The sequence below is a fragment of the Brucella cytisi genome (assembly GCF_038433355.1).
In the GTDB taxonomy this organism is placed as follows: domain Bacteria; phylum Pseudomonadota; class Alphaproteobacteria; order Rhizobiales; family Rhizobiaceae; genus Brucella; species Brucella cytisi.
In genome coordinates this window covers 78,664-102,972 of the sequence record NZ_JBCAUP010000020.1, presented here as the reverse complement: position 1 = coordinate 102,972, position 24,309 = coordinate 78,664, and the positions used below count along the sequence as shown (strand labels likewise).

Below are 24,309 nucleotides of genomic sequence, written 5' to 3'. Positions count from 1 at the left end.
AACCAATTCCTTCTTCGTCGTCACGCTGATCAGCCTCATCTGATTTGCTCCGCACCCACAAATGCTGGGAGCAAATCAGATGAGGCAACGGCCAACAATCAGGGAACATTTCTAGTGAGGCAATGCGAATCTCACCTAGATTGCCGCTATGCAGGCGGCGGTTCTGCGACAGCGTCGAGGCATCGAACACACCATCGGTCAGCTTCATCCTCAGAAACCAGCGATAGGCGACATTGACCTCGATCTCGCGCACCAGCTGACGTTCCGAGCGGATGCCGAACAGGTAGCCGATGAACAAAGCCTTGAACATCAAGGTCGGATCGAGCGCCGGGCGGCCGTTGTCGGCGCAGTAAAGTCCGGCAACCCGATCATGGATAAAGGAGAAGTCTATCACCGCATCGATCTTGCGAAGCAGATGATCCTTGGGCACCAGGCTGTCGAGCGTTACCATCTCGAGAGCCGTCTGGGACGGAGCAGGTTTCTTCAACATGACCCACTGAATCACAAACCCCTGAACAAGGCCAGGGGTTTGTCAACAGTCTGAAAGCCCGGCTTCATCAGCCGGGCTTTTTTGTTGGCTCAAGCTGCGGGAGGCGCCAGCACCCTCACAGAAACCTATCAGGACTGGTCCATCTCCTGCCAGGCGCAGAAAGAGAGCACAAACTGCATTATGAACCAGATGCAGAATTCCTCGCAGACTGGCCAGCGTGTCCTGACGGTCGAACTGCACAATGTCGCTGGCGGTAAGGTCGATGGTGTACTTCTGATGCCGTACGGGTTGAATCTGGCGAAGGGCGCTACACTGAAGATCGACGAGGGAGAAGCACCGGCGCTCACTTTCTCGACCTGCCTGCCGCAGGGTTGTCTGGCGCCACTTTCTTTCGATGCCAAGCAGGTCAGCAAGCTCAAGACGGCAGCTAATCTCAATATCACTGCCACCGCACTTGGACCCAGCCTGCCAGTCGCTTTCAAGGTCTCGCTCAAAGGTTTTGGAAGCGCGCTTGATCGCATTGCCGCCCTGACGAAATAAGCCTGGTTCAAAAACTCCTCTCTAGTTTCGTGCGTCGATCTGCTTCAAGCATATCGGCGTGCGAAGCAGAGCCGTTCCTCATATTCTGAGCGTGACACCGGTAGAAACAGCAGCAAGGACGCGGGTTCAAAGATCAACCGAACGGGCATTTTGCCATATCTGTCGACCGTCAATGTTAGCCAGATCGCGTCAGAACCGAACTCATTTGAAAGTTCATACGATTCATTCTGCTCGGAAAGCGATAGAAGAGCCAGTCCCAGAACGGCTTAGCGGTCATCTTGGGCTTGGAAGGCAATAATCAGTCTTTAAAAGCGTTGTATTCGCTCAGTTCCATGAGGCGGTAGAAATCGCCCAGCGTCTTGCCGCGTTCGGCTCGGAAGAGGCGGCCTGCATCGCTGGCCTCAACAATGCGATCTGTCCGGAATGTGCGGAAAGCATTGCGCAATTCGCACCAGCCGATAACCGTCCAGACCTTGCCCCAGAACCACAGACCAAGCGGGCGAATATCACGCTCGCTTTCGCGCGATTCCAGATCTCTATAGCGGATATTGAGTACATTGCCCTGATCGACGGCGCGTTCCACCGCGTCGATGATGCGGCGTTCGTCCATGCTGATGCGGGCAGTTGGCGCATGTATCTGAGTACTTGTGATGCGGGCGCGTTCTTCCTTGGGCAGAACGGCTTCGATCTTGACCAGAGCCTCTTCCGCGCCACGCGCCATGGAAACGCCGCCCCAGGCGCGGATGAGGCGCGCCCCGGCGACAAGAGCGACGATTTCATCGCGCGTGAACATAAGCGGCGGGAGTTCGAAACCCTGCCGCAAAATATAGCCGACACCGGCTTCGCCATCGATGGGGACGCCGGTTGACTGCAGATCGGAAATATCGCGATAGATGGTGCGTTCGGAGACTTCCAGCCGCTCGGCCAGCTGGCGCGCGGTGACGAGCCTGCCACCGCGCAGGTGCTGAACAATCTGGAAAAGGCGGTCTGCACGGCGCATTCCGTTTTATTCTCCGTTGCAGTATTTGGTGTTGCGCTGTTCCAGATAGCGATCCGGCCAGCCCAGATCCTTGCGCAGGTCTTTAGGCAATCCGTCGATTACACGCTCGGTGCGAATGAAACGACGGCGTTCATCATGCCTGCGCCTGTATTCCTTCAAAACTGCGATCAATGGTGCGATTGCGAGTGCCATGGTGAATCTCCCTCATCCTTGGATACGCACTATCGCACACCCCTCCTGACAGCTTTCTGTCAGGAGCAAATCCTTATTTCATTATCTTCCTAATATAGCGGGGCCGCAACATCATGCCTTATAGCGTGGTGCTGCTGTAAAGCTGAGGGGCAGGCGCCCACCATCCGCATAGATGGTCTGGCCTGTTACATAGCTCGCATCCCGCGATGCCAGAAACGACGCTATCGAAGCAATTTCAGAGGCTTGGCCTATGCGACCGAGTGGTGTTCTTGATAGAATCCTGTTGCGGGCACCGGCGTCTGTGTTCACGGCGGAAAGCATGTCGGTCTCGATGGAGCCGGGGCCGATGGCATTGACGCGAATCCCCCAACGGGCGAGCGCTACTGCCATGGTACGTGTCAGCTGGTTCAATCCGCCCTTGGAAACGGAATAGGCGAGCTGCTCCGGCAAACCGAAGATTGCGTTGACCGATGACATGTTGATGATCGTGCCTGGATCACCGCCCGATTCGACTCGCTCCACCATGCGTTTTGCCACGGCCTGTCCGCACAGAAATGCGCCTTTGAGATTGACACGCATGACACGGTCAAAATCCTCTTCCTTGAGGTCAAGGAAATCCGCCTGATGCACGATACCCGCGTTGTTGACGAGAATATCAACCTCACCCAGATTGGTGATGGTGAAGGTCAGGAGATTGTGGACATCGAGCTTGTCCCCCACATCCGCTGCCATATGGCGAACCGGGCCGAATTGCTCCAGATCCTTGGCTGCGCGCATGGCGGCGGCGTTGTCGATGTCGGACAGGACTACGCTTGCGCCATCCATCAGGAAGCGCTTTGCTATGGCATAGCCAATACCGCGGGCAGCGCCGGTGACGATTGCCACCTTGCCTTCTAATCGCATGATCGATCTCCAATTTGCATGGAGAGTGGACCGGCGGAAACCGCCGGTCAATAGTCGGGACGGTTAAGATCAGGCGAAGGCGAGACCCGTGTGACGCTCGCGCAGAACGGTGCCGATTTCGTCAAGAATAGCCGGATCGTCAATTGTGGCCGGCATCTTCCATTCCTCACCGTCGGCAATCTTCTGAATGGTTGACCGTAGAATCTTGCCAGACCGCGTCTTGGGCAGACGCTTTACGGTCAGCGCCAGCCGGAAGGCTGCAACAGGTCCGATGATGTCACGCACCATGCTGACGCATTCCTTCTCGACCTCTTGCGGATCGCGGTCGATGTTGGATTTCAGCACGAGGAAGCCGCAAGGCACCTGACCTTTAACCGGGTCGGAAATACCAAGCACCGCACATTCGGCAACATCGGGATGGCTGGAGAGTACCTCCTCCATCGCCCCGGTCGACAGGCGATGGCCAGCGACATTGATGATGTCGTCAGTGCGGCTCATGATGTAGAGATAGCCATCTTCATCCATGTAGCCGGCATCGGCGGTTTTATAGTAGCCGGGGAACTCGTTCAGATAGGCTTTGCGGAAACGCTCATCGGCGTTCCAGAGTGTTGGCAGGCAACCGGGTGGCAGGGGCAGCTTGATGAGAACATTCCCGAGCTGGCCGCGCTCGACTTCGTGGCCGTCATCGTCCAACACGCGGATATCGTAACCCGGAAGACAGACAGCGGGTGAGCCGTATTTGGTTTCCAGAAGACCGAGGCCGAGCGGATTGGCGACCATCGGCCAGCCGCTTTCCGTCTGCCACCAGTGATCGATCACCGGGCAGCCCAGCAGATTTTCTGCCCAGTGAATCGTGTCGGGATCGGCGCGTTCGCCAGCGAGATAGAGGGCGCGGAACTTTGAAAGGTCGTAGCGACGCACGAAATTGCCGTCCGCGTCGTCTTTCTTGATTGCACGCAGCGCCGTCGGTGCGGTGAACATTACTTCAACGCCATGTTCGGCGATGATGCGCCAGTAGGTGCCAGCATCGGGTGTGCCGATAGGCTTGCCTTCGAACAGGATGCTGGTCGCGCCATGGATCAACGGGGCATAAACGATGTAGGAATGGCCAACCACCCAACCCACATCGGATGCGGCCCACCATACTTGTCCCGGTTCCACGCCGAAGACATTCTTCATGGACCAGTCAAGCGCCACCATGTGTCCGCCGTTGTCGCGCACGACGCCTTTCGGCTCGCCGGTCGTGCCGGACGTGTAGAGTACGTAAAGCGGGTCGGTAGCATCAACCGGCGTGCAGGAAACATGACGACCGCGCGCGGCATCAACGGCCTCGCGATAGTCGATGTCACGTCCTGCCACCGGTTCGTGCCGGCTCTGCTCGCGCTGCAATATGATGCAATGATTGACTTTGTGCTGCGCAAGTAAAATCGCCTTATCGAGCATGGCCTGATAGGGGACGATGCGGGTAGGCTCGATACCGCAGGAACCGGCGATGATCATCACAGGCTTGGCGTCGTCAATACGGGTTGCGAGTTCAGTGGCAGCAAATCCGCCGAAGACGACGGAATGGACGGCACCGATACGGGCCGATGCCAGCATGGCGACAGCTGCTTCGGGGACCATCGGCATATAGATCAGAACGCGATCGCCTTTCGATACACCATTGTCGAGCATGACGGCGGACAGCGCTTCTACTTCTTCCAGCAGTTCGCGATAAGTGAATTTGCGCACCTTGCCGGTGACAGGGCTTTCATAGATGAGCGCAACCTGTTCACCGCGCCCTTTGGCGACATGGCGGTCGAGCGCATTATAGCAGGTGTTGCACTGCGCACCCTTGAACCAACGTCCATAGACACCTTCGTCGCCCGCAAAAACCTGGTCCCATGGCTTGAACCAGTCGATTGCCTGCGCCGCTTCAGCCCAAAAGCGTTCAGGATCGGCCTGCCATGCGGCATAGGTTTCGGCATATTTCGAAGTCATGCTCTTCCTCCCAGAAACACGCGCAACGCCACCCGTCGGGCGGTTGTTGCTTCCTGATTAGTCTGCTGACGAAAGCGCAAGATCGACCTGTTCTGGTCTATCTCCTCCATGCGCTTTTCATCACCTCCGCATGCAGTTTACGCCGCCCGGCGGCGGCTCGTCCATGAAACTTAAGATGAAGATGGAACCTTGTCGGTAAAAGGGTTGTGTCTGTTGCACGCATCTTGCAGCGACGGCCTGTCTGCGTCACAAGGAGGCAGAGAGGTGATTTGTGACCAAAATCCTGCCTGTGCTGCTTGTTCTTCTGATGGGACTGCACATCATCAAACCGCTTGGCCTGCCGGGCCTGAAGCAGCGCGGCGATTTCTGGAAGATCGCAGTCATCGCCATATTGATCATGGCACTGGCGGTGGGGTTCCACTTGCACGAAGGCTGAAGAAAAGCCCGGTTGACATGGCCGGGCTCTTGTTTCTCAAGACAAGTCAGGCTGCTTTTTCAAGATCTTTTTTCCAGCCGCCGGTGGCAGCCAGACCGTTCATCTTTGCCCGATGTGCGAAAGCCCGTTGACCAGCAGCGATGTTTTCATCCTTGCCGCCCCAGGCGTCCAGCGCTGCCGCCTGCAGGGCACGGCCATAGGAGAAAGTCATTTTCCACGGCATTTCGAAGCCCGCATTCATCGCAGAAAGGTGGGCCGTCGCTTCCTCGCCGGTCTGGCCGCCGGAAAGAAAAGCAATACCGGGCACTGCTGCCGGAACCGTGTTGCGGAAACAGCGGACAGTTTTCTCCGCCACTTCCTCGACGGAAGCCTTGCGTGCCTTTTTGCCGTCGATGATCATATTCGGCTTCAGGATCATGCCTTCGAGCCGGACGCGAGCATCGTAAAGTTCCGTAAACACCGTCTTCAGAACCCATTCCGTCACATCATAACAACGGTCGATGGTGTGATCGCCCGGCTGGCCGTCCATCAACACTTCCGGCTCAACGATAGGGACGATGTTTGCTTCCTGGCAAAGCGCTGCATAGCGGGCGAGCGCCTGTGCATTCTGTTTCACCGCGCCCCAGCTGGGCAGGCCATCGGAAATCGAGATCACTGCGCGCCATTTGGCGAAACGGGCGCCAAGTGCGTAATATTCATTGAGCCGTTCGCGCAGACCGTCCAGCCCCTCTGTGATCGTTTCACCTTCGAAGCCCGCTAGCGGCTTCGCACCCGCATCGACCTTGATGCCCGGAATCGACCCCGCCCTTTGGATGATTTCGACAAGCGGTGTACCGTCCTTGGCCTTCTGTCTTATGGTTTCGTCATAGAGAATGACGCCCGAAATATAGTTCTTCATCGCTTCGTCCGAGCGGAACAGCATCTCGCGATAGTCGCGGCGCGTGTCTTCCGTCGATGCGAGATGGATTGTGTCAAAGCGCTTCTTGATGGTGCCCGAACTTTCGTCGGCAGCGAGAATGCCTTTTCCTGCCGCCACCAGTGCAATCGCAATATCCTCAAGACGTTCAGTCATATGCAATGCTCCTTCTATCAAAGCGATGAGGGAGTGTTGGTTAAAACTATGAAGAGCGCAAGTCATTGAAACGTTTGAAAGATTTTTCAAACGGTTTAGATGAGACAAGTTATCTTACGAGCGGTCAGATTGGTTATCTCAGGTTTTTCCCGAAACTCGTTTTGATATCCGCCTCTCACCCCCCCATGTAAGAAACCAGTGAGAAAAACCTCGCCCGTTTTCCATTGTCCCGATTTGAGGAGGAGATATGCGACGCGCCCTTTTGAGCCTGCCGTTTGTTCTGGCAGCATCAATGGTTGCCCTGCCGGTGCTGGATGTTTCGGCTGAGAGCATCAATGCCGGTGGCAGGAAGGCCGAAGCAAGTGCTCCGTTTACTGCAACGTCGGTTGCCGAATTCGATACGCCCTGGGCTATCGCCTTTCTGCCCGATGGCAGACTTTTATTGACGGAGAAGGGCGGCAAGATTTTCATCGTCACGCAATCGGGTGACAAAACTGCTGTCGATGGTGTGCCGGAAGTGGCATTCAGTGGCCAGAACGGCCTGCTCGATATTGCGCCTGCTCCGGATTTCGAAAAGGGTAAGGCAGTCTACTTCTCCTATAACGAACCGGCGAAGAACGGCAGCAGCGTCGTTCTGGTGCGCGCTGTGCTGGATGAAGGTGACGGCAAGGCAGCGCTGCAGGACAAGACCACGATCTGGAAACAGGATGCGGCGGCTCGCGGCGGACAGCCGGGCGGCATTATTGCATTCGAGCCGGACGGCAAACATCTGTTCCTTTCCGTCGGCGACCGCATGTTGCCTGCAACCGCGCAGGACGATGAGGCTCCCATGGGGAAAATTCTCCGCATGAATCTCGATGGTTCCGTGCCGAAGGATAATCCGCACGCGGATGCGGGAGGTGTGCGGGCACTAACCTGGTCAACCGGCCATCGCAACCCGTACGGACTGGCCTTCGGCCCCGATGGAAAGCTCTGGGAGCACGAGATGGGCCCGCGTGGCGGTGACGAGTTCAATCTCATCAAGCCCGGTCTTAATTATGGCTGGCCTGTTGTTTCCAATGGCGACAATTATAGCGGCAGACCGATCCCGCGCCATAGCACACGTCCGGAATTCGAGCCGCCATTGGTGTACTGGACGCCGGTTATCGCTCCGGCCGGTCTTGCCTTTTACGAGGGAGACATGTTCCCCGAATGGCGCGGCTCGGCTTTGATCGGAGGGCTTTCGGTCATGTCGCTGGTACGTGTCGTGATCGACAAGGATGGCAAGGCGGACGAAGCCGAGCGCTTTGAAATGGAAAACCGTGTCCGCGATGTGGCTGTCGGTCCCGACGGGGCCATCTGGCTGATCGAGGATGACAATCCGGGGCGCCTCCTGAAGCTGACCCCCAAAGCATGAAGAAAAGCCCCGGATTTCCGGGGCTTTATTTGTTCTCATACATTCTTCCGTGCAAAACCGCTTCACGCTTTTGCTGGAAATGCTCTACTTCTTCAACACATCAACGCCGGGGAGGGGCTTGCCTTCCATCCATTCGAGGAAGGCGCCGCCTGCGGTCGAGATATAGGTGAAGTCATCGGCTACGCCAGCATGATTGAGGGCTGCGACCGTATCGCCGCCGCCGCCGACCGAAACCAGCTTGCCAGCCTTGGTGCGGGCTGCGACGTGTTTTGCGGTCTTAACCGTCGCGGTGTCGAACGGACGCAGTTCGAACGCACCGAGCGGACCGTTCCAGACAAGCGTGGCCGCATCATCGATGGCCGAGGCGATTAGATCGGTCGAGAGTGCCCCGGCATCGAGAATCATGCCGTCGCTTGGAACTGCATCGACTCCATAGGTCTTGTTCGGCGTGTCGGCTGCAAAGTGCCAGCCCACGATAGCATCGACCGGAAGGATGATCGCGCATTTGGTGGTTTCGGCCTTGGCCATGATTTCGCGGGCGGTGTGGGCCAGCTCATGCTCGCAGAGCGATTTGCCGACATCGTGTCCCTGTGCTGCTAGGAAAGTATTAGCCATGCCGCCGCCGATAACGAGCGCATCAACCTTTTCGATCAGGTTGGACAAGAGGTCGAGCTTGGTTGAAACCTTTGCGCCACCGACGATGGCGACAACCGGACGAGCCGGATTGCCAAGGCCCTTTTCCAGCGCTTCAAGCTCGGCCTGCATGCCGCGGCCCGCATAGGCGGGCAGGACGTGTGCGAGGCCTTCGGTCGAAGCATGGGCGCGGTGGGCAGCCGAAAACGCGTCGTTCACATAAAGATCGCCATTGGCTGCCAGAGCCGCGACGAATTCCGGATCGTTCTTTTCCTCGCCCTTGTGGAAACGGGTGTTTTCCAGAAGCAGGACATCGCCGTCCTTCAGTGCATCGACGGCGGCCTTGGCGTGCTCGCCGATGCAGTCTTCGGCAAAATGGACACCGTGTCCAAGCACCTTGGAGAGCGGCTTCACAACATGCTTCAATGAATTCTCGTCCGAAGCAACGCCCTTGGGGCGACCGAAATGGGTGAGCAGAATTACCTTTGCGCCTTTCCTGGAAAGCTCGGCAATGGTTGGAACGATACGCTCGATACGGGTCAGGTCGGTGATTTCGCCATTTGCCATCGGCACGTTGAGGTCAACGCGGACCAGTACGCGCTTGGACTTGACGTCAGCATCGTCGAGAGTGCGGAAACTCATGATCTTTCTCCCAGAACTGTCTTTCGGGTGCCGGTGGAGCAGGAGAGCTCAAACAGGCAGGCGCCGGAAAAGGGTTGGATAATCGGTGACAAGCCCGTCCTCGTCGACGGGCAGTTCGGCGGTAAAGGTGCGGTCGGCAGCCTCGTAGCGATAGCGCCGCCCTTCCTCAAGGCAGGTATAACGCTGCTGGTCGCGCAGCGGACGGAAACTGTCGAACGGCACGTAAAGCATGTCGAGCTGAACGGTGCCGCTTTCCGGTGTGAGGCCAAGACGGCGGATGGGCAGCGTGTTGGTGAAGGGCGTTCCTGCCAGATCGATATCGATGCAGCCATCGAACTCGGGCAATGCATCGCCAGCCATCGTGCTCCAGCGACCGTCGCCGTCGGAAACAAGCTCCAGCCGGTGTCCGGCCGTAGTTTCGATCAGGAAATGGAGGACATGCCAGACGCTGTTGCAGTCGATGCTGTAGCGCACGCCGTAGGGATTGTCTTCGCGGTCGCCAATCACCACGCTTTCAGCACGGATCGTGCGGCCGGCGGGGCTGATATTGAGATGTTCGAGCCCTTCTCCTTCCAGCGGACGCCAGCGCGCAACGGTGGGGAGAAGGGCGCGAAACATGGTCGGAGGCTTAGATCAGCTTGCCAAAGGCGACAGCGGTATCGCCCATACGGCTGGAGAAGCCCCACTCATTGTCGTACCACGACAGGATACGCACCATGGTGCCTTCCATGACCTTGGTCTGGTCCGTGTGGAAGACCGAGGAATGGGAGTCGTGGTTGAAGTCGTGCGAGACGAGTGGCTCATCTGTGTAGCCGAGGATACCCTTGAGGCGGCCATTGGCGGCTTCACGGATCGCGTTGTTGACTTCATCGACGGTCGTTGCGCGCTTGGCGATGAAGGTCAGGTCGACAACCGAGACGTTCGGGGTCGGAACGCGGATGGCAACGCCGTCGAGCTTGCCCTTCAGTTCCGGCAGAACGAGGCCGACAGCCTTGGCTGCGCCCGTCGAGGTCGGGATCATCGAAAGAGCTGCTGCGCGCGCGCGGTAGAGATCTTTATGCATGGTGTCCAGCGTCGGCTGGTCGCCCGTATAGGAGTGGATCGTGGTCATGAAGCCCTTTTCGATGCCGATAGCATCGTTGAGAACCTGAGCCACCGGTGCAAGGCAGTTGGTGGTGCACGAAGCGTTCGAAATGACCAGATGGTCCTTGGTCAGCTTGTCATGGTTGACGCCATAGACGACAGTCAGGTCCGCGCCGTCGGCAGGAGCCGAAACGATGACGCGCTTTGCACCAGCTTCAAGATGAAGCGCAGCCTTGTCGCGCGAGGTGAAGATGCCGGTGCATTCCAGAGCGATGTCGACGCCTTCTTCCTTCCACGGCAGTTCAGCCGGGTTGCGGACGGCATGAACCTTGATCGGGCCGTAGCCGACGTCGATGGTGTCGCCTGCAACCTTAACTTCTTTGGGGAAACGGCCATGAACGCTGTCATAACGCAGAAGATGTGCGTTGGTTTCGACCGGGCCGAGGTCGTTGATGGCCACGACCTGAATATCGGTGCGGCCCGACTCGACGATGGCGCGAAGGATGTTGCGGCCGATGCGGCCAAAACCGTTAATTGCGACGCGAACTGCCATTTTCTCTTAATCTCCCGATAGGGTACTGCACATGCAGTGCTTCAAAACTCCGTCGGAACGGACAAATCGAACAGGATTCGTCCGACCGGACTGGAATGGAAACTCAAACGCCGGCGTTTTTACGACGCCGGCGTTCTTAAAATCATGCGGCGTTGAGCTTCTTCTCCGCAGCTTCGGCGGCATGTTCTGCCGTAATGCCGAAATGCTTGTAAAGATCGTTGATCTCGCCCGAAGCACCGAAGCCCTTCATGCCGATGAATATGCCGTTCTCGCCGATGAAGCGTTCCCAGCCGAGTGAGATTGCCGCTTCGATCGCCACCTTGACCGGCGCATTGCCGATGGTCGCGGTCTTGTAGGCATCGCTCTGCTGTTCGAAAAGCTCGAAGCAAGGAACCGAAACTACACGGGTGGCAATGCCTTTGCCTTCCAGCAGGTCGCGGGCCTTGAGTGCGATTTCCACTTCCGAACCGGTCGCGAAGATCGTCACCTTGGCATCCTTGCTTGCCGCAGCAAGTTCATAGGCGCCGAAAGCCGAAAGGTTTTCGTCGCGATGCTCGGTACGAACCGTTGGCAGGTTCTGGCGAGTCAGAGCCATCGTCGATGGCGTCTTCTTCGATTGCAGGGCAATCTGCCAGCATTCAGCCGCTTCGACAGCGTCGGCAGGGCGGAACACATTATGGTTCGGAATGGCGCGCAAGGCGGCAAGCTGTTCTACCGGCTGGTGGGTCGGGCCGTCTTCACCAAGACCGATGGAGTCATGCGTCATCACGTAAACGACGCGGATGCCCATCAGCGAGGAAAGGCGCATGGCCGGACGGCAATAATCCGAGAAGGTCAGGAAGGTGCCGCCGTAAGGGATCAGCCCGCCATGCAGCGTCATGCCGTTCATGGCTGCTGCCATGCCGTGCTCACGGATACCGTAATGGACGTAACGCTGGCCGTAGTCTTCCGGCGTTATGGCCTTGGTCTGGCTCGTCTTGGTGTTGTTCGAACCGGTGAGATCGGCGGAGCCGCCGATGGTTTCCGGCACGACACCGTTGATGACTTCCAGTGCCATTTCCGAAGACTTGCGGGTTGCGACCTTCGGCTTGTCGGCGGACAGCTTCTTCTTGTATTCGATGATGGTTGCATCGAAGTTGGAAGGCAAGTCGCCACGCATCCGGCGCTCGAATTCAGCGCGGGTGTCCGCGTCGACGGCAGCAAAGCGCTTTTCCCATTCCTGACGCTTCTTGGCGGCATTCAGACCGGCAACGCGCCAGCCGTCCAGCACTTCTGCCGGAACGACGAAGGGTTCAGCACTCCAGCCGAGCGCCTTGCGGGTTGCAGCGATTTCTTCAGCACCGAGCGGCGAGCCATGCACCTTGTTGGTGCCAGCCTTGTTTGGTGCGCCGAAGCCGATGGTCGTCTTGCAGGCGATGAGCGTCGGCTTGTCGGAAACCTTGGCCAGTTCGATTGCCTTGGCAATCGCATCCTGATCGTGACCATCAACAGCCATGGTGTTCCAGCCGGAAGCGGCGAAACGGGCTGGCTGATTGGTATTGTCGGAAAGCGTGACCGGGCCGTCGATCGAGATGTTGTTGTCATCCCAGAATACGATCAGCTTGTTCAGCTTCAGATGACCGGCAAGCGCGATGGCTTCCTGGCTGATGCCTTCCATGAGGCAGCCGTCACCGGCAATCACATAGGTGTAATGGTTGACGAGGCTGTCGCCGAACTGTGCATTGAGGATACGTTCGGAAAGCGCCATGCCGACGGCATTGGCGATGCCCTGTCCGAGCGGGCCGGTCGTCGTCTCGATACCGGCGGCGTGACCATATTCCGGATGGCCTGCGGTGCGCGAACCGAGCTGACGGAAATTCTTGATCTCGTCGATGGTGATGTCTTCGTAGCCCGAAAGATAGAGCAGCGAATAGAGCAGCATCGAGCCGTGGCCTGCGGAGAGCACGAAACGGTCGCGATCCGGCCAGTGCGGGTTTTGCGGGTCGTGCGAGAGAAAACGGGTATAAAGCGTCGTCGCTATATCGGCTGCACCCATCGGCAGGCCGGGATGGCCCGAATTGGCTTTCTCTACCGCGTCCATAGAGAGGAAGCGGATCGCGTTCGCCATCTGGTTTTGTTTGTCGGAATTGGTCATGGTCTCAGCCGTCTTTCCTTGGGAGGGGTTAACGGGGTTGCGGCGATGCCTTTTGCCTGAGCACGATCCGTGTCCAAAACGGCTTCATGCGTTTCGGGATCACGCTCCAGAAGGCATCGGGACACATAGCACCTGCGTATAAGGAGTCAATAAACCGATGAATTTTGGGCAATAAACTGTCCGCGACTAATCGATTGAGTTGTGTGGAAAGCTGTAGAACAATCACCGAAAAGCCGTTTTTGCACCGATAACGGTGCATGAACGTTTAGATGCGCCCCTCATTTGTTGCTTATCGGGCGGGTGATTATTACAATCTTTTCAAAGATGCCCGTCCCGCAGGCGCGATTCGATCCCCATAAGTTGGCCCGCGAATTGGCATTGGAAAGGATATGGATGGCACCCGAAACGACCCTCAGGCAAGTCTTGGAACGGCTGGAAAAGGCACTCAATACGCTTGAACAAGCGGTCGATCTGCGGCTGGACAAAGAAGGCGACTTCGCCGAGGCCGAGGAGGAGGTACAGCGTATGAATGCGGATCGCAGCCGTCTCGCCCAGGAACTCGATCAGTCGGAAGCGCGCGCCGAGCGGCTGGAAGCTGCTAATCGCGAGGTTTCGCGTCGCCTTGTGACTGCGATGGAGACAATCCGCGCTGTTCTGGACCGATAGGAGGCTACCATAGCGACCGTAACCGTTACCATCGATGGCAAAGCCTACCGTATGGCCTGCGACGAAGGACAGGAAGAACATCTGTCCGGGCTTGCCGACCGTTTCGATCAATATGTCACGCATCTCAAAACGTCCTTCGGGGAGATAGGCGATCTGCGCCTGACCGTCATGGCCGGGATCATGGTGATGGACGAGATGGCCGAGATGCAGAAACGTATCAACGGTCTGGAAAGCGAAGTTGAAACGCTGCGCCGTGCACGTGATGAAGCGCTTGGTCGCGCCGATAGCAACGATGCTGCCTTGACAGGCATGCTGTCGGACGTGGCGTCGCGCATCGAGCAGGTGGCGTCGCGCATTGCGCCACGGAACAGCTGAACTTCGTCCAGATTTTTCTGAAAAGTTTTCCTGTTAAGCCGGTGTAAGCCACTGGCGTTCCCATCGGGCAGGTACTATATTGGGCCTTGGCGAACTGCGCTTCCCGACAGGTGTAACAGCATCCCCGGGGCCTTATTGATCTCTAAGGGAGCTGTCCCTGTGAAGGCTTGCGGGCTTTCGCATATGGCGCCCACCTACTTTGTAGGTTCCCGGGATCAATCACTACCATCGGTCGTCGTGGTCGCCGCTTTCTTTTCCTCTGGCTGTCGCAGGATAGCTATGAGCTTGATCTAACGGACAATTTGTTCGTAAACATGCGCAAAGCTCCAACGATTTGCGCTCTTGATGAAATCTCCTGAAACAGCATCGCCCGATTCATCGGAAAGACTGGCCGTCGCGGTACCCATCGCATTCGTCTACGGCCTTCTGCTTTATGTCATGATCTGGTCGGGCCAATATGCGGATGCGATGCCCGTCATTGCGGGCCTGATGCTGTTACCGATGGCTGTTGCCAGCCTTGCTTCGAGCCTTTCCGACCCGCGTGCGCAAAAAAGCCTATGGCGGCATGTCCGTATGGGATGGGCTATCATCGCCGGGCTTGTCGTTACCAGCATGGTCTTTTTCCATGAAGCAGGAATTTGCGTGGCCATGGCCGCTCCGTTTTTCATGGTGTTCTCGGCGCTCGGTTCGACGGTGACCTTGTGGATCATCCGGCAATTTCGTTCGCGTCGCACCACGACGCTGGTGATTGCGCTGCCGCTGCTCGTTCTGCCAGCCGAACTTCAGATGTCCTACACCCCGCATGATGGCGCTGTAACCACGGTGATCGAGATCGCAGCGCCGCCGGAAGTCGTCTGGCAGCAGACGGTTGAAATCCGCAATGTGCGCCCGGACGAACTGTCGTGGACATTCAGCCATGGCGTTCTTGGCGTGCCGCAGCCGGTGGATGCAAGGCTGAACGGTACTGGTGTTGGAGCGGTACGCGACTTGCAGTGGACGCACGGCGTCAATTTTCAGGAAATCGTCACGCAATGGGAAGAAAATCGGCTTCTGGCGTGGGATTTCCGCTTCGGCCCTGGCTCCATACCGCCCGAGGTGGAAGCGCATATCAAGGTCGACAGCACCTATCTGAAGCTTGCGCAGGGGGATTATCGTCTTGAGCCTCTCACGAATGGTCACACGCGTCTCACGCTGACGACCCATTATCAGATCGCCACGCCGATCGATTTTTACTGTGACCTGTGGGGCAAACTGTTCCTCAATGACTTCCACGGCGTTGTTTTGAAGGTCATTCGTGACCGCTCGGAGAAGATCGCGTATGGCGCGGGCGGGATCACTTGACGGATTGGCTCTTTGCGGTTCCACTGCATGGTGAAAAACGGCAGCAGGGAGTGGCTTGGAATGACGGCAACGGAGCGCAGCCCCGGTCTGGAAAAGCAGGAGCTTAGACGCAAGGTTCTGGCGGTCCGTGATGCGCTTGATCCGCGCTTTCATTACGAGGCTTCGCTGGCAGCAGCCAAAAAAGGTGAAGCTGCAATTGACGTTCCCAAAGGCACCTTGATTGCTGGTTATTGGCCGATCCGTTCTGAAATCGACCCACGCCCATTATTATCGGCGCTTCGCGCCAAGGGTGCCCGGCTTTGCCTCCCCGTTGTTCTGGACAAGGAAACGATTGCCTTTCGTGAATATCTGCCTGATGCCAGATTGCGTCAGACGGGTTTCGGCACGATGGGGCCGGGAGCAGATGCGCCGATTGTCGATCCTGCGATCCTGTTGATGCCACTTGCAGGTTTTGATCAGCGTGGGCATCGACTTGGCTATGGTGCAGGACACTACGACCGCGCGCTGGCGCGGTTCACCGAACGCGGTCTGCAGCCGCTTTTGATCGGCATGGCTTTCGACTGCCAGGAAGTCGAGCATGTGCCAAATGAGCCGCATGATATCGCGCTCAACCAGATCCTGACCGAGAGCGGCTTGCGCCCGGTTGGAACCGAGCTGCCGCTCTAAATTTTGTTTTCGTGCATGTCCCCCAAAACCGGTTCGCGCTTTTGGGGGACATGCATTAGTTTTTTCCCCTGCATTTATGCGAGGTCAGGCAATTCCGCCTGACTGCAAAATGCCCTGATCGGCTTGCGTTCGCTTGGCGCAAGTTTATAAGGCATTCTCATGAGATTGCTTTTTCTTGGTGATATGGTGGGCCGGTCGGGCCGCACCGCGGTATATGAAAAACTGCCGGGGTTGATTTCCGATCTGAAGCTGGACTTCGTAATCGTCAACGGCGAGAACGCCGCGGGCGGTTTTGGCATTACGGAAGAGATTTTCCACGATACCATTCGTGCTGGCGCCGACGTTGTCACGACCGGCAACCACGTGTGGGATCAGCGCGAGGCGCTGGATTTTTCCAAGCGCGAAGACCGCTTTCTGCGCCCGGCAAACTTCCCGAAAGGCACAGCCGGAAAAGGTGAGGGGCTTTATATCGCCAAAAATGGCGCCCGCGTTCTCGTGTCGAACGTCATGGGCCGGGTGTTCATGCACCCCGATCTCGATGATCCGTTCATCGCGGCCGAGAAAATTCTGGAAGCCTGTCCCCTTGGGGAACAAGCCGATGCCGTGTTCTTCGATTTCCATGCTGAAGCGACGAGCGAAAAGCAGTGTTTCGGTCATTTTGTCGATGGTCGCGCCAGCGCTGTTGTCGGGACTCACACGCATGTCCCGACCGCCGACTGCCAGATATTGCGCAATGGCACAGCCTATATGTCCGATGCAGGCATGTGCGGTGATTATGATTCCTCACTGGGCATGGACAAGGAGGAACCACTCAACCGCTTCCTGTCGAAAGTGCCCAAAGGACGGTTCGAAGCGGCGAATGGTCCGGCTACCGTCTGCGGTGTGGGCATAGAGATTTCGGATCGCACGGGGCTTGCAGAAAAGGCCGCTCCCTTGCGCATCGGTGCGCATCTGGAGGAAACCATTCCGGCATTCTGGCGATAACGTCTTATTTTATCTTGAAGTATGATGTTATCTATAATTAGGCCGCTATTTTAATCTGGCAGCTTTCTGCCAGTTGAATGGATTTTCCAGACTACTATCTCCTTGCAACGAGTTTTTTTGCAAGGGGACGCAACTCAATGGATTTTTTTGCCGAGTATCTGGGATTTCTTTCGACCCCCGCCGGCTGGGCCGCGCTGGTTACGCTGGTGACGATGGAAGTCGTCCTAGGTATCGACAATCTGATCTTCATCTCGATCCTTACCAACAAGCTACCTGCCTCGCAGCAGGCGCGCGCCCGCCGCATCGGCATTGGCGCGGCGCTCATCCTGCGCCTGGCGCTTCTTTTCACGATCTCGATCATCGTCCAGCTCAAGGATCCGATCTTCGAGGCGTTCGGCCATGGCTTCTCCTGGCGTGACATCATCCTGATTGCCGGTGGCCTGTTTCTTGTCTGGAAGGCGACCAAGGAAATTCACCACACGGTCGATCCCGATGATGGCAAGGAAAACATCGGCGGCAAGGTGGCTCAGCTCACCATGGGTGCCGCCATCGTGCAGATCCTGATCCTTGATCTGGTTTTCTCGGTCGATTCGATCATCACCGCCGTCGGCATGACCGACGAGATCGCCATTATGGTCATTGCCGTGGTCGCAGCCGTTACTGTCATGCTGCTTGCAGCCGATCCGCTTTCGCGGTTCATCGCGGCGAACCCAACCATCGTCATGCTGGCGCTGGGCTTCCTGCTGATGATCGGTATGACGCTGATTGCTGATGGTTTCGGCTTCCACGTGCCGAAGGGCTATATCTACGCTGCTATGGGCTTCTCAGCGCTGGTCGAAGCGCTCAACATGCTGGCGCGGCGAAAGCGCAAAAGCCAACAGTAAAAGCCAGATACAACAAGGCCACCCGTCTCATCTTGAGGCGGGTGGCCTTGTTATTTTAACGCCGTGAAACTGGTCTGTTGTGACAATTCTCGTGCAGAGGTTCGACCATTCGCAACGCTCGCAGGCTTTGCGTAATGTGCCTTCTGCAAAAGCGCTGCGCATTACGGCAAGCCGCTCTGCGTCGAGCCCGAAACGGTTCTGCGTGGAAAGCGTCTGCCCGAGAAGTTTGCCTACGGCCTCCAATGCCAGCCGGTCACGCTCGCGAACACTCGCTTCGTAACAATGGCAATCGCCCCCGCAGAGCAGGGGCGCGCAAATGTCGTCAGGGCCATCGACCAGAAAAATCTCTTCCCCTTTGCTGAGCCGCTCAGCAATCCTGTCGTAGTTTCGACGAAAGCCGGGCTGTAGCCTTTGCCGACATAAGTCAGCATGCACAGGAGATGATGGCCGCGCAGGCGTACTGTCACCTGGCAGATCAGGCCTTGCCGTCGCGGGCGATGGCCTTGAGGATCGCAGCGCCGAGAGCCGACTTGATGAGGGCGCCGACGAGGAACGGCGTCACGCCGAAGGCAACGGCCTTTTCAAGGCCAATGATGCTGGACAGCCAGGCCGCGCCAAGAGCAAGGCAGACCACATTGGCGGCAAGGAACGAAACGAAGGCGAGGCCGATGCGGTTACCGTTCCAGCCGCGTTCGGCCAGATAGCCGGTCAGCGCGGCGATGATCGGGAAGGAAACGAGATAGCCTGCGGTCGGGCCTGCGAAATGCGGAAGACCACCAGCGCCGCCTGCAAGAACCGGAAGGCCAAGCATGGCTTCGCCGAGCCAGGCCAGAACAGTGGCCATGCCAAGACGCCAACCATAAAGCGCGCCGATCAGCGGAACGATCAGGGTCTGCAGTGTGATCGGGACCGGAATCATCGGAACTTCGATCTGCGACGAGACGGCGAGAACCAGCGTGCCAAGCGCAACGGCTGCAAGGCGCATTGCAGGGGAACGGGATTCCAGATTGAGCGGGCTGAAGGATGGGCGCGTCTGGGTGATGGTCGTCATAGCTTCCTCAAATTATAGATAAAATTGAGATTCGATCTATATCTTCTTAAAGCTCCTGGCGATAAACGCAAGAGGCGGAACAGGCAGCATGGCGTGCTGCTGTGGGAGACGCGCGCAGAGACCCGGTCGTGCAGATGAAAATCTGTGCGAATAATCCGTCACTACAGCCTGGAATGGGGACGCCGAAAATAAGATGCTTATCTGTGCAATCGCCTGATCAACCGACAATCGCAAACGAATCGCGCGTCTTGCCCGATGCGGTCTTGACCGGACGGTGCCCGATCCATTGTACATGCCTGGCGAGGATAGTGACTGCGCTCTCGACATCGTTCTGGCGCAGCGCCCGCAATATGGCACGATGGTCGTGGTCGGTGCGGGTTTCCCACTCCGACCGCCAGGTGGCGAAGAGAAATCGGGCGCTGGCAGCGTGAAGATCATCGATGGCTGCAAGCAGGCGCGGCATCTTGCACGGTTCGAGGATGAGCCGGTGGAAACGGCGGTTGGCGTCTTCCCAGCTTCTGACATCGCGTGACTTGTCGCCTTCCAGCGTGGCCTGCTCTGCGGCATCGAGCGTTGCCTGCGTGATATGGGGCGCGGCATGGCGTAGCGCCAGGACTTCCAGAGCAGCCCGCATTTCCGCCACTTCCCTGATTTCGCCGATGTCGAACGATGCAACCCGAACGCCACGCCGAGGTTCGGAAACGGCAAGCCCCTGAGCCTCCAGTCGCCGGAATGCTTCGCGCACCGGCACATGGCTGGTCTTGAACTCTTCGGCAATGTGATCCTGTCGCAGTTTCGTGCCGGGCTCGATCTCACCGGCGATGATGCGGTCGGCGAGAATGCGGCTGATACGGGCTGCGATGGTTTCGCTGGGGGTGTTTTGGGCGGGCTGAATCATGAATTTATAGATAATCCGCTTTGCCTGACGGGTCGAGCAATATTGCTTTTGTTGACAGAGATTCGGGGGGCAGCGGCGCTTTTGCTGGACGAATGGGCCTGAATTCCTTATAACGCCGCCATTCTGCACGGAAAGCACTGTGGCCCAACCTGCGGCCCTTCTCTGCTTGATCTCTGTTTCATGCGTGACGCTTTCTCCGTGCACAGCATTTTAAACAGAACAGGGGTGCCATGGCCGGCCATTCACAGTTTAAGAATATCATGCACCGCAAGGGTCGTCAGGATGCGGTGCGGTCGAAAATGTTTTCCAAGCTCGGACGCGAAATCACCGTCGCTGCCAAGCAGGGTCTGCCTGACCCGACGATGAACCCGCGCCTGCGTCTGGCGATCCAGAACGCCAAGGCGCAGTCCATGCCGAAAGACAATATCGAGCGCGCCATCAAGAAGGCCGCCGGTAATGACGGCGAGAATTATGATGAAGTGCGCTACGAGGGCCGTGGCCCCGGCGGCGTATCGGTTATCGTGGAAGCACTGACGGACAATCGTAACCGCACGGCATCGAATGTGCGTGCAGCCTTCACGAAGTCGGGCGGTGCGCTGGGCGAAACCGGTTCGGTGTCCTTCATGTTCGACCGTGTTGGCGAAATCGTCTACAAGTCCTCCGTCGGCGACGCCGACAAGGTTATGGAAGCGGCCATCGAAGCTGGTGCTGACGATGTGCAGTCCGGTGAAGAAGAGCACGTCATCATCTGCGCGTTCGAAGATATCGGCGAAGTGTCCAAGGCTCTGGAAGCTGCTCTCGGCGAAGCCGAATCGATCAAGACGATCTGGAAGCCGCAGACCAATACCGAGCTGGACGAGGAAAAGGCGCGTTCGGTTCTCAAGCTTCTCAACGTGCTCGAAGACGATGACGACGTGCAGAACGTCTACACGAACTTCGAAGTCAGCGACGAAGTGATGGAAAAGCTGAGCGCCTGATTTCTCGTGCTCACAACAATGATGCAAAACTCCCGGTTATCCGGGAGTTTTTTGTGCCCTGATGAATGAAATTCAGGCATAAAAAAACCCCGCCGAGGCGGGGCTTTTCAACCAGATGCAATATCGGATTAGATGCCGAGATTGCCGAAACGGTTCTTGAACTTCGTAACGCGACCGCCGCGATCGAGCAGGGTCTGCGAACCGCCCGTCCAGGCTGGATGGGTGGTCGGGTCGATATCGAGGTTCATCGTATCGCCTTCTTTGCCCCAGGTCGAACGGGTCATGTATTCGGTGCCATCGGTCATCACGACCTTGATGGTGTGGTAGTCGGGATGGATATTGGCTTTCATCTTCTCAATCCTGAAAGTCTGGGGTGAAAAGCGCAGCCTTGACTATCGAAACTGCGGCACTTTCGCCCAATGGCAGATATGAAGACCCATTACCTACAGGCAACGGCTTCCAAAAGGGTTGGCGAGCCTATACATCAGGCGCACGGCAATAACAAGGGCGCAAACACAAGAATGGCCGACCGGGATACTGAAATTGATATGAATCACGAATTGACTGCAGAAGATGGCCGCAAACGCCGCACGCTGAAGCCGCTGAAGAGAGTTTTGCCGTTCCTGGCACCTTATAAGGTCCTGGTTGCAGGCGCGCTCTTTTCGCTGGTGCTGGCCGCTGTAACGACCCTTGCTGTGCCCGTCGCGCTGCGTCGCATGATCGACCATGGCTTTACGGGATCGAATGCGATCTTCGTCAATAATTACTTCGGCATGCTCGTGTTGCTGGCGCTCATTCTCGCGCTGGCATCGGGCCTGCGCTATTTCTTCGTGATCTCGCTCGGCGAGCGAGTGGTCGCGGATTTGCGCAATGCGGTCTTTTCGCATGTGACGGCGCTTTCGCAGGAATTCTTCGACCGGTCACAGTCGGGTGAAATCGTTTCGCGCCTGTCGTCCGACACGACGCAGATCAAGTCGGTGGTGGGCGCTACGGCCTCTGTCGCGCTGCGCAACATGATTCTGGGTGTCGGCGCGCTGGCGATGATGGTCGTGACCAGCCCGAAGCTTTCTGCGCTGGTCATTGCTGCCATCCCGATCATCGTTGTGCCCCTGATCGCCTTCGGACGCTCGGTGCGTCGCCGTTCCCGTATGACGCAGGACATGTTGGCGAAGGCCAATGCCTATGCCAGTGAGCAGATTGGTGCGATGCGCACGCTGCAGGCCTTCACCAATGAGAGCATAGTGGTCGGGCGTTTTGGCAGCGCGGTAGAAAAAGCCTTTCAGGCGGCGCGTTCCTCCATTCAGGCGCGTGCAATCCTGACGGCTTTTGCCATTTTCCTGATCTTCTCCAGCATTGTTGCGGTGCTCTGGTTTGGTTCGCGTGATGTGCTGGCCGGCACGATGTCTGCCGGTACGCTCGGTCAATTCGTGCTTTATGCCGTATTCGCAGGCAGCTCCTTCGGTGCCTTGTCGGAAGTGGGTGGGGAACTGGCGCAGGCAGCAGGGGCTACGGAGCGGCTTGTCGAAATTCTGGACGAGCAGCCGGGTATTGCCGCGCCTTTGAAACCTGTTGCCATGCCGGTGCCGCCACGCGGTGAGGTCGTGTTCGATTCCGTGCATTTTTCCTATCCGACGCGGCCAGATGCACCGTCGCTCAATGGCGTCAGCTTCACCGTGAAGCCCGGCGAGACTGTTGCGATTGTCGGTCCGTCGGGTGCAGGCAAGAGCACGATCTTTGCACTCGTCATGCGCTATTACGATCCGCAGTCAGGTAAGATCCTGATCGACGGCGTGGCTTTGCCTGATGCTGACCCGCAGGCCGTTCGGGCGCGCATCTCAACCGTGCCGCAGGATGTGGCGATTTTCGCCACCAGCGTGCGCGAAAACATCGCCTTCGGTAGACCCGGAGCGAGCGACGAGGAGATTGTGGCAGCGGCAAAGGCAGCCCTTGCGCATGATTTCATCATGGCGCTCGACAAGGGCTATGACACGGAAGTCGGCGAACGCGGTGTGACGCTTTCAGGGGGCCAGCGCCAGCGCATCGCCATTGCGCGGGCAATCTTGCGTGCTGCGCCCATTCTTCTTCTTGATGAAGCGACATCGGCGCTTGATGCTGAAAGCGAAATGCTTGTGCAAAAGGCCCTGGACAGTCTGATGGCTGATCGCACGACGCTTGTCGTCGCGCACCGGCTTGCGACCGTGCTCAAGGCCGACCGCATTCTGGTGCTCGACCATGGCCATATTGTCGAAGAAGGCACACATCAAAGCCTTGTCGAGAAGGGCGGCATCTATGCCCGTCTCGCCAAGCTGCAATTCGAGGCAGGTGCTGGAGCCTTCGCTGCGAAGTGAAACGGGGGGCGTTGCCCCCGTTATTCCTTCTTATCGTTCGGTCAGCTTCAGCTCGATGCGCCGGTTCTTGGATCGGGCATCGGCTGTGTCGGAAGCGTCGAGCGGTTGATATTCCCCGAAACCTGCTGCAACGAGCCGGTTGGCCGGTACGCCATTGGCGATCAGGAATTTGACCACTGCGGTTGCGCGGGCTGACGAAAGCTCCCAGTTGTCGCGGAAGCGTCCCGTGCCAGTCAGAGGCACATTATCCGTGTGACCGTCGACACGCAGTACCCAGTTGATGTCATCTGGGATTTCCTGATTGAGCTGGATCACCGCGTCGGCAAGTTTCTTCATCTCGTCCTGACCGGCAGGATTGATATCCGCCGAGCCTGTCGGGAAAAGAACTTCCGACTGGAAGACGAAGCGGTCGCCGACGATACGGATATTCTCCTTGTCCGACAGGATTTCACGCAGGCGTCCGAAGAAGTCGGAACGATAGCGGTTCAGCTCCTGCACACGCTGCGCCAATGCGACATTCAGGCGGCGACCGAGATCGGCGATCTTGGCGTTCGATTCGCGGTCGCGACTTTCTGAAGCGTTGAGCGCATCTTCAAGTGCTGCGATCTGGCGGCGAAGGGCTGAAATCTGCTGGTTCAGCAGTTCCACCTGACTGAGTGCACGAGCGCTGACCTGCTTTTCGGCATCAAGGCTTTCGGACAGTTCGCCAGCGCGCTTTTCAGCGGCAGCACCTGCGCCGCTGCCTTCGTTCAAAAGGCTTTGCAGACGTGAACGCTCGCTTTCCGTGCTGGACAGCGAAGCCTGCAGATTGGCGATGGTGTCCTGCATGTCCTGCGAATTGCTGCGCTCCAGCGACAGAAGCTGTGTCAGTTCCTGTATCTGGCTATTGAGTCGTGCGAGAACGCTATCCTTGTTGTTCACCTCGCGGCTGAGCAGGAATTGCGCCAGCACGAAGACGGTAAGCAGGAACATGATTGCGAGCAGCAGCGTCGTCAGGGCATCGACGAAGCCCGGCCAGTAATCGACATGCCTCTGGGAGCGGCGGTTGCGGGCGAGGGACATGGC

At 57.6% G+C, this 24,309-nt stretch carries 25 protein-coding genes, 1 other RNA gene and 1 pseudogene; 12 read left to right on the top strand and 15 right to left on the bottom strand.

Annotated elements, in window-relative coordinates:
• Positions 1–490 (bottom strand): transposase (locus AAE521_RS18680; RefSeq protein ID WP_342062114.1); only part of this gene is annotated, 490 nt, incomplete at its 3' end.
• A 66-nt stretch (positions 491–556) separates the two neighbouring features.
• Between AAE521_RS18680 and AAE521_RS18675 the strand changes: the two genes are divergently transcribed.
• The gene (locus tag AAE521_RS18675) at positions 557–1,030 is read left to right on the top strand and encodes an invasion associated locus B family protein (RefSeq protein WP_374865008.1); all 474 of its coding nucleotides are present in this window, start codon (positions 557–559) and stop codon (positions 1,028–1,030) included.
• 298 nt (positions 1,031–1,328) lie between these two features.
• Here AAE521_RS18675 and AAE521_RS18670 read toward each other — a convergent pair whose 3' ends face one another.
• From AAE521_RS18670 to AAE521_RS18655, 4 genes are all read right to left on the bottom strand, one after another.
• Positions 1,329–2,030 carry a helix-turn-helix transcriptional regulator gene (locus tag AAE521_RS18670; RefSeq protein ID WP_010661411.1) on the bottom strand — a complete coding sequence of 234 codons (702 nt, stop codon included), beginning with the start codon at positions 2,028–2,030 and terminating at the stop codon, positions 1,329–1,331.
• 6 nt (positions 2,031–2,036) lie between these two features.
• Positions 2,037–2,222: a hypothetical protein gene (locus AAE521_RS18665; RefSeq protein WP_012091315.1), complete on the bottom strand. Its 186-nt coding sequence runs from the start codon at positions 2,220–2,222 to the stop codon at positions 2,037–2,039.
• Positions 2,223–2,333: 111 nt separating this feature from the next.
• Complete coding sequence (locus AAE521_RS18660) at positions 2,334–3,125, bottom strand: SDR family NAD(P)-dependent oxidoreductase (protein WP_071633531.1); 792 nt, start codon at positions 3,123–3,125, stop codon at positions 2,334–2,336.
• A gap of 69 nt (positions 3,126–3,194) precedes the next feature.
• Positions 3,195–5,105 (bottom strand): propionyl-CoA synthetase, encoded by a 1,911-nt coding sequence (locus AAE521_RS18655; protein ID WP_278526756.1) that lies wholly within the window; start codon positions 5,103–5,105, stop codon positions 3,195–3,197.
• 271 nt (positions 5,106–5,376) lie between these two features.
• Here AAE521_RS18655 and AAE521_RS18650 point away from each other — a divergent pair, with 271 nt between their 5' ends.
• Complete coding sequence (locus tag AAE521_RS18650; protein ID WP_012091317.1) at positions 5,377–5,541, top strand: hypothetical protein; 165 nt, start codon at positions 5,377–5,379, stop codon at positions 5,539–5,541.
• Between the two features lie 46 nt (positions 5,542–5,587).
• On the opposite strand, the gene AAE521_RS18645 is transcribed toward AAE521_RS18650, so the two are convergent.
• Entirely contained in the window at positions 5,588–6,613 is a 1,026-nt protein-coding gene (locus AAE521_RS18645) for a class I fructose-bisphosphate aldolase (RefSeq protein WP_342062113.1), read from the bottom strand.
• 247 nt (positions 6,614–6,860) lie between these two features.
• Between AAE521_RS18645 and AAE521_RS18640 the strand changes: the two genes are divergently transcribed.
• The gene (locus tag AAE521_RS18640) at positions 6,861–8,009 is read left to right on the top strand and encodes a PQQ-dependent sugar dehydrogenase (protein WP_071633528.1); all 1,149 of its coding nucleotides are present in this window, start codon (positions 6,861–6,863) and stop codon (positions 8,007–8,009) included.
• Between the two features lie 84 nt (positions 8,010–8,093).
• Here the strand turns inward: AAE521_RS18640 and AAE521_RS18635 are convergent, their stop codons facing one another.
• The 4 genes from AAE521_RS18635 to tkt form a co-directional block, all read right to left on the bottom strand.
• Complete coding sequence (locus AAE521_RS18635; protein WP_342062112.1) at positions 8,094–9,284, bottom strand: phosphoglycerate kinase; 1,191 nt, start codon at positions 9,282–9,284, stop codon at positions 8,094–8,096.
• 48 nt (positions 9,285–9,332) lie between these two features.
• Positions 9,333–9,902: a putative glycolipid-binding domain-containing protein gene (locus AAE521_RS18630; RefSeq protein ID WP_071633526.1), complete on the bottom strand. Its 570-nt coding sequence runs from the start codon at positions 9,900–9,902 to the stop codon at positions 9,333–9,335.
• Positions 9,903–9,912: 10 nt separating this feature from the next.
• Positions 9,913–10,920 (bottom strand): type I glyceraldehyde-3-phosphate dehydrogenase, encoded by a 1,008-nt coding sequence (gap, locus tag AAE521_RS18625; RefSeq protein ID WP_010661401.1) that lies wholly within the window; start codon positions 10,918–10,920, stop codon positions 9,913–9,915.
• A 142-nt stretch (positions 10,921–11,062) separates the two neighbouring features.
• On the bottom strand, positions 11,063–13,054 hold the full coding sequence (gene tkt, locus AAE521_RS18620) for a transketolase (RefSeq protein ID WP_071633525.1): 1,992 nt from the start codon (positions 13,052–13,054) through the stop codon (positions 11,063–11,065).
• 393 nt (positions 13,055–13,447) lie between these two features.
• Here tkt and AAE521_RS18615 point away from each other — a divergent pair, with 393 nt between their 5' ends.
• The 7 genes from AAE521_RS18615 to AAE521_RS18585 all read left to right on the top strand — a co-directional run bounded on the left by AAE521_RS18615 (position 13,448) and on the right by AAE521_RS18585 (position 17,970).
• On the top strand, positions 13,448–13,720 hold the full coding sequence (locus tag AAE521_RS18615; RefSeq protein ID WP_010661399.1) for a DUF4164 domain-containing protein: 273 nt from the start codon (positions 13,448–13,450) through the stop codon (positions 13,718–13,720).
• A 9-nt stretch (positions 13,721–13,729) separates the two neighbouring features.
• On the top strand, positions 13,730–14,095 hold the full coding sequence (locus AAE521_RS18610) for a cell division protein ZapA (protein ID WP_029376275.1): 366 nt from the start codon (positions 13,730–13,732) through the stop codon (positions 14,093–14,095).
• A gap of 88 nt (positions 14,096–14,183) precedes the next feature.
• Positions 14,184–14,342: non-coding RNA, 6S RNA (gene ssrS, locus AAE521_RS18605), on the top strand.
• A 98-nt stretch (positions 14,343–14,440) separates the two neighbouring features.
• Positions 14,441–15,436 (top strand): SRPBCC family protein, encoded by a 996-nt coding sequence (locus AAE521_RS18600; RefSeq protein WP_151664308.1) that lies wholly within the window; start codon positions 14,441–14,443, stop codon positions 15,434–15,436.
• 60 nt (positions 15,437–15,496) lie between these two features.
• The gene (locus AAE521_RS18595; protein WP_125300908.1) at positions 15,497–16,102 is read left to right on the top strand and encodes a 5-formyltetrahydrofolate cyclo-ligase; all 606 of its coding nucleotides are present in this window, start codon (positions 15,497–15,499) and stop codon (positions 16,100–16,102) included.
• Positions 16,103–16,261: 159 nt separating this feature from the next.
• Positions 16,262–17,086 (top strand): TIGR00282 family metallophosphoesterase, encoded by an 825-nt coding sequence (locus AAE521_RS18590; protein ID WP_010661395.1) that lies wholly within the window; start codon positions 16,262–16,264, stop codon positions 17,084–17,086.
• Positions 17,087–17,223: 137 nt separating this feature from the next.
• Positions 17,224–17,970 carry a TerC family protein gene (locus tag AAE521_RS18585; protein ID WP_010661394.1) on the top strand — a complete coding sequence of 249 codons (747 nt, stop codon included), beginning with the start codon at positions 17,224–17,226 and terminating at the stop codon, positions 17,968–17,970.
• 27 nt (positions 17,971–17,997) lie between these two features.
• Here AAE521_RS18585 and AAE521_RS18580 read toward each other — a convergent pair.
• The 3 genes and pseudogenes from AAE521_RS18580 to AAE521_RS18570 form a co-directional block, all read right to left on the bottom strand.
• Positions 17,998–18,437 (bottom strand): annotated as a pseudogene (locus AAE521_RS18580) (DUF1284 domain-containing protein).
• 8 nt (positions 18,438–18,445) lie between these two features.
• Positions 18,446–19,021, bottom strand: coding sequence for a biotin transporter BioY (locus tag AAE521_RS18575; protein ID WP_151665274.1), 576 nt, complete (start codon positions 19,019–19,021; stop codon positions 18,446–18,448).
• A gap of 217 nt (positions 19,022–19,238) precedes the next feature.
• Positions 19,239–19,919: a GntR family transcriptional regulator gene (locus AAE521_RS18570; protein ID WP_071633520.1), complete on the bottom strand. Its 681-nt coding sequence runs from the start codon at positions 19,917–19,919 to the stop codon at positions 19,239–19,241.
• A 230-nt stretch (positions 19,920–20,149) separates the two neighbouring features.
• On the opposite strand from AAE521_RS18570, the gene AAE521_RS18565 reads away from it, so the two are divergent.
• Entirely contained in the window at positions 20,150–20,896 is a 747-nt protein-coding gene (locus AAE521_RS18565) for a YebC/PmpR family DNA-binding transcriptional regulator (protein ID WP_010661390.1), read from the top strand.
• 128 nt (positions 20,897–21,024) lie between these two features.
• On the opposite strand, the gene rpmE is transcribed toward AAE521_RS18565, so the two are convergent.
• On the bottom strand, positions 21,025–21,246 hold the full coding sequence (rpmE, locus tag AAE521_RS18560) for a 50S ribosomal protein L31 (RefSeq protein WP_002964804.1): 222 nt from the start codon (positions 21,244–21,246) through the stop codon (positions 21,025–21,027).
• Between the two features lie 69 nt (positions 21,247–21,315).
• Between rpmE and AAE521_RS18555 the strand changes: the two genes are divergently transcribed.
• On the top strand, positions 21,316–23,244 hold the full coding sequence (locus AAE521_RS18555) for an ABC transporter transmembrane domain-containing protein (protein WP_342062111.1): 1,929 nt from the start codon (positions 21,316–21,318) through the stop codon (positions 23,242–23,244).
• Positions 23,245–23,274: 30 nt separating this feature from the next.
• Here AAE521_RS18555 and AAE521_RS18550 read toward each other — a convergent pair whose 3' ends face one another.
• Positions 23,275–24,306, bottom strand: coding sequence for a peptidoglycan -binding protein (locus AAE521_RS18550; protein ID WP_010661388.1), 1,032 nt, complete (start codon positions 24,304–24,306; stop codon positions 23,275–23,277).
• Between the last annotated feature and the right edge of the window lie 3 nt (positions 24,307–24,309).

Coding starts and splice junctions, on each gene's coding strand:
- AAE521_RS18670 (WP_010661411.1), bottom strand. CDS start 2,030: ATGCGCCGTGCAGACCGCCTTTTCCAGATTGTTCAGCACCTGCGCGGT.
- AAE521_RS18665 (WP_012091315.1), bottom strand. CDS start 2,222: ATGGCACTCGCAATCGCACCATTGATCGCAGTTTTGAAGGAATACAGG.
- AAE521_RS18660 (WP_071633531.1), bottom strand. CDS start 3,125: ATGCGATTAGAAGGCAAGGTGGCAATCGTCACCGGCGCTGCCCGCGGT.
- AAE521_RS18655 (WP_278526756.1), bottom strand. CDS start 5,105: ATGACTTCGAAATATGCCGAAACCTATGCCGCATGGCAGGCCGATCCT.
- AAE521_RS18645 (WP_342062113.1), bottom strand. CDS start 6,613: ATGACTGAACGTCTTGAGGATATTGCGATTGCACTGGTGGCGGCAGGA.
- AAE521_RS18640 (WP_071633528.1), top strand. CDS start 6,861: ATGCGACGCGCCCTTTTGAGCCTGCCGTTTGTTCTGGCAGCATCAATG.
- AAE521_RS18635 (WP_342062112.1), bottom strand. CDS start 9,284: ATGAGTTTCCGCACTCTCGACGATGCTGACGTCAAGTCCAAGCGCGTA.
- AAE521_RS18630 (WP_071633526.1), bottom strand. CDS start 9,902: ATGTTTCGCGCCCTTCTCCCCACCGTTGCGCGCTGGCGTCCGCTGGAA.
- gap (WP_010661401.1), bottom strand. CDS start 10,920: ATGGCAGTTCGCGTCGCAATTAACGGTTTTGGCCGCATCGGCCGCAAC.
- tkt (WP_071633525.1), bottom strand. CDS start 13,054: ATGACCAATTCCGACAAACAAAACCAGATGGCGAACGCGATCCGCTTC.
- AAE521_RS18615 (WP_010661399.1), top strand. CDS start 13,448: ATGGCACCCGAAACGACCCTCAGGCAAGTCTTGGAACGGCTGGAAAAG.
- AAE521_RS18600 (WP_151664308.1), top strand. CDS start 14,441: ATGAAATCTCCTGAAACAGCATCGCCCGATTCATCGGAAAGACTGGCC.
- AAE521_RS18595 (WP_125300908.1), top strand. CDS start 15,497: ATGACGGCAACGGAGCGCAGCCCCGGTCTGGAAAAGCAGGAGCTTAGA.
- AAE521_RS18590 (WP_010661395.1), top strand. CDS start 16,262: ATGAGATTGCTTTTTCTTGGTGATATGGTGGGCCGGTCGGGCCGCACC.
- AAE521_RS18585 (WP_010661394.1), top strand. CDS start 17,224: ATGGATTTTTTTGCCGAGTATCTGGGATTTCTTTCGACCCCCGCCGGC.
- AAE521_RS18575 (WP_151665274.1), bottom strand. CDS start 19,021: ATGACGACCATCACCCAGACGCGCCCATCCTTCAGCCCGCTCAATCTG.
- AAE521_RS18570 (WP_071633520.1), bottom strand. CDS start 19,919: ATGATTCAGCCCGCCCAAAACACCCCCAGCGAAACCATCGCAGCCCGT.
- AAE521_RS18565 (WP_010661390.1), top strand. CDS start 20,150: ATGGCCGGCCATTCACAGTTTAAGAATATCATGCACCGCAAGGGTCGT.
- rpmE (WP_002964804.1), bottom strand. CDS start 21,246: ATGAAAGCCAATATCCATCCCGACTACCACACCATCAAGGTCGTGATG.
- AAE521_RS18555 (WP_342062111.1), top strand. CDS start 21,316: ATGGCAGATATGAAGACCCATTACCTACAGGCAACGGCTTCCAAAAGG.
- AAE521_RS18550 (WP_010661388.1), bottom strand. CDS start 24,306: ATGTCCCTCGCCCGCAACCGCCGCTCCCAGAGGCATGTCGATTACTGG.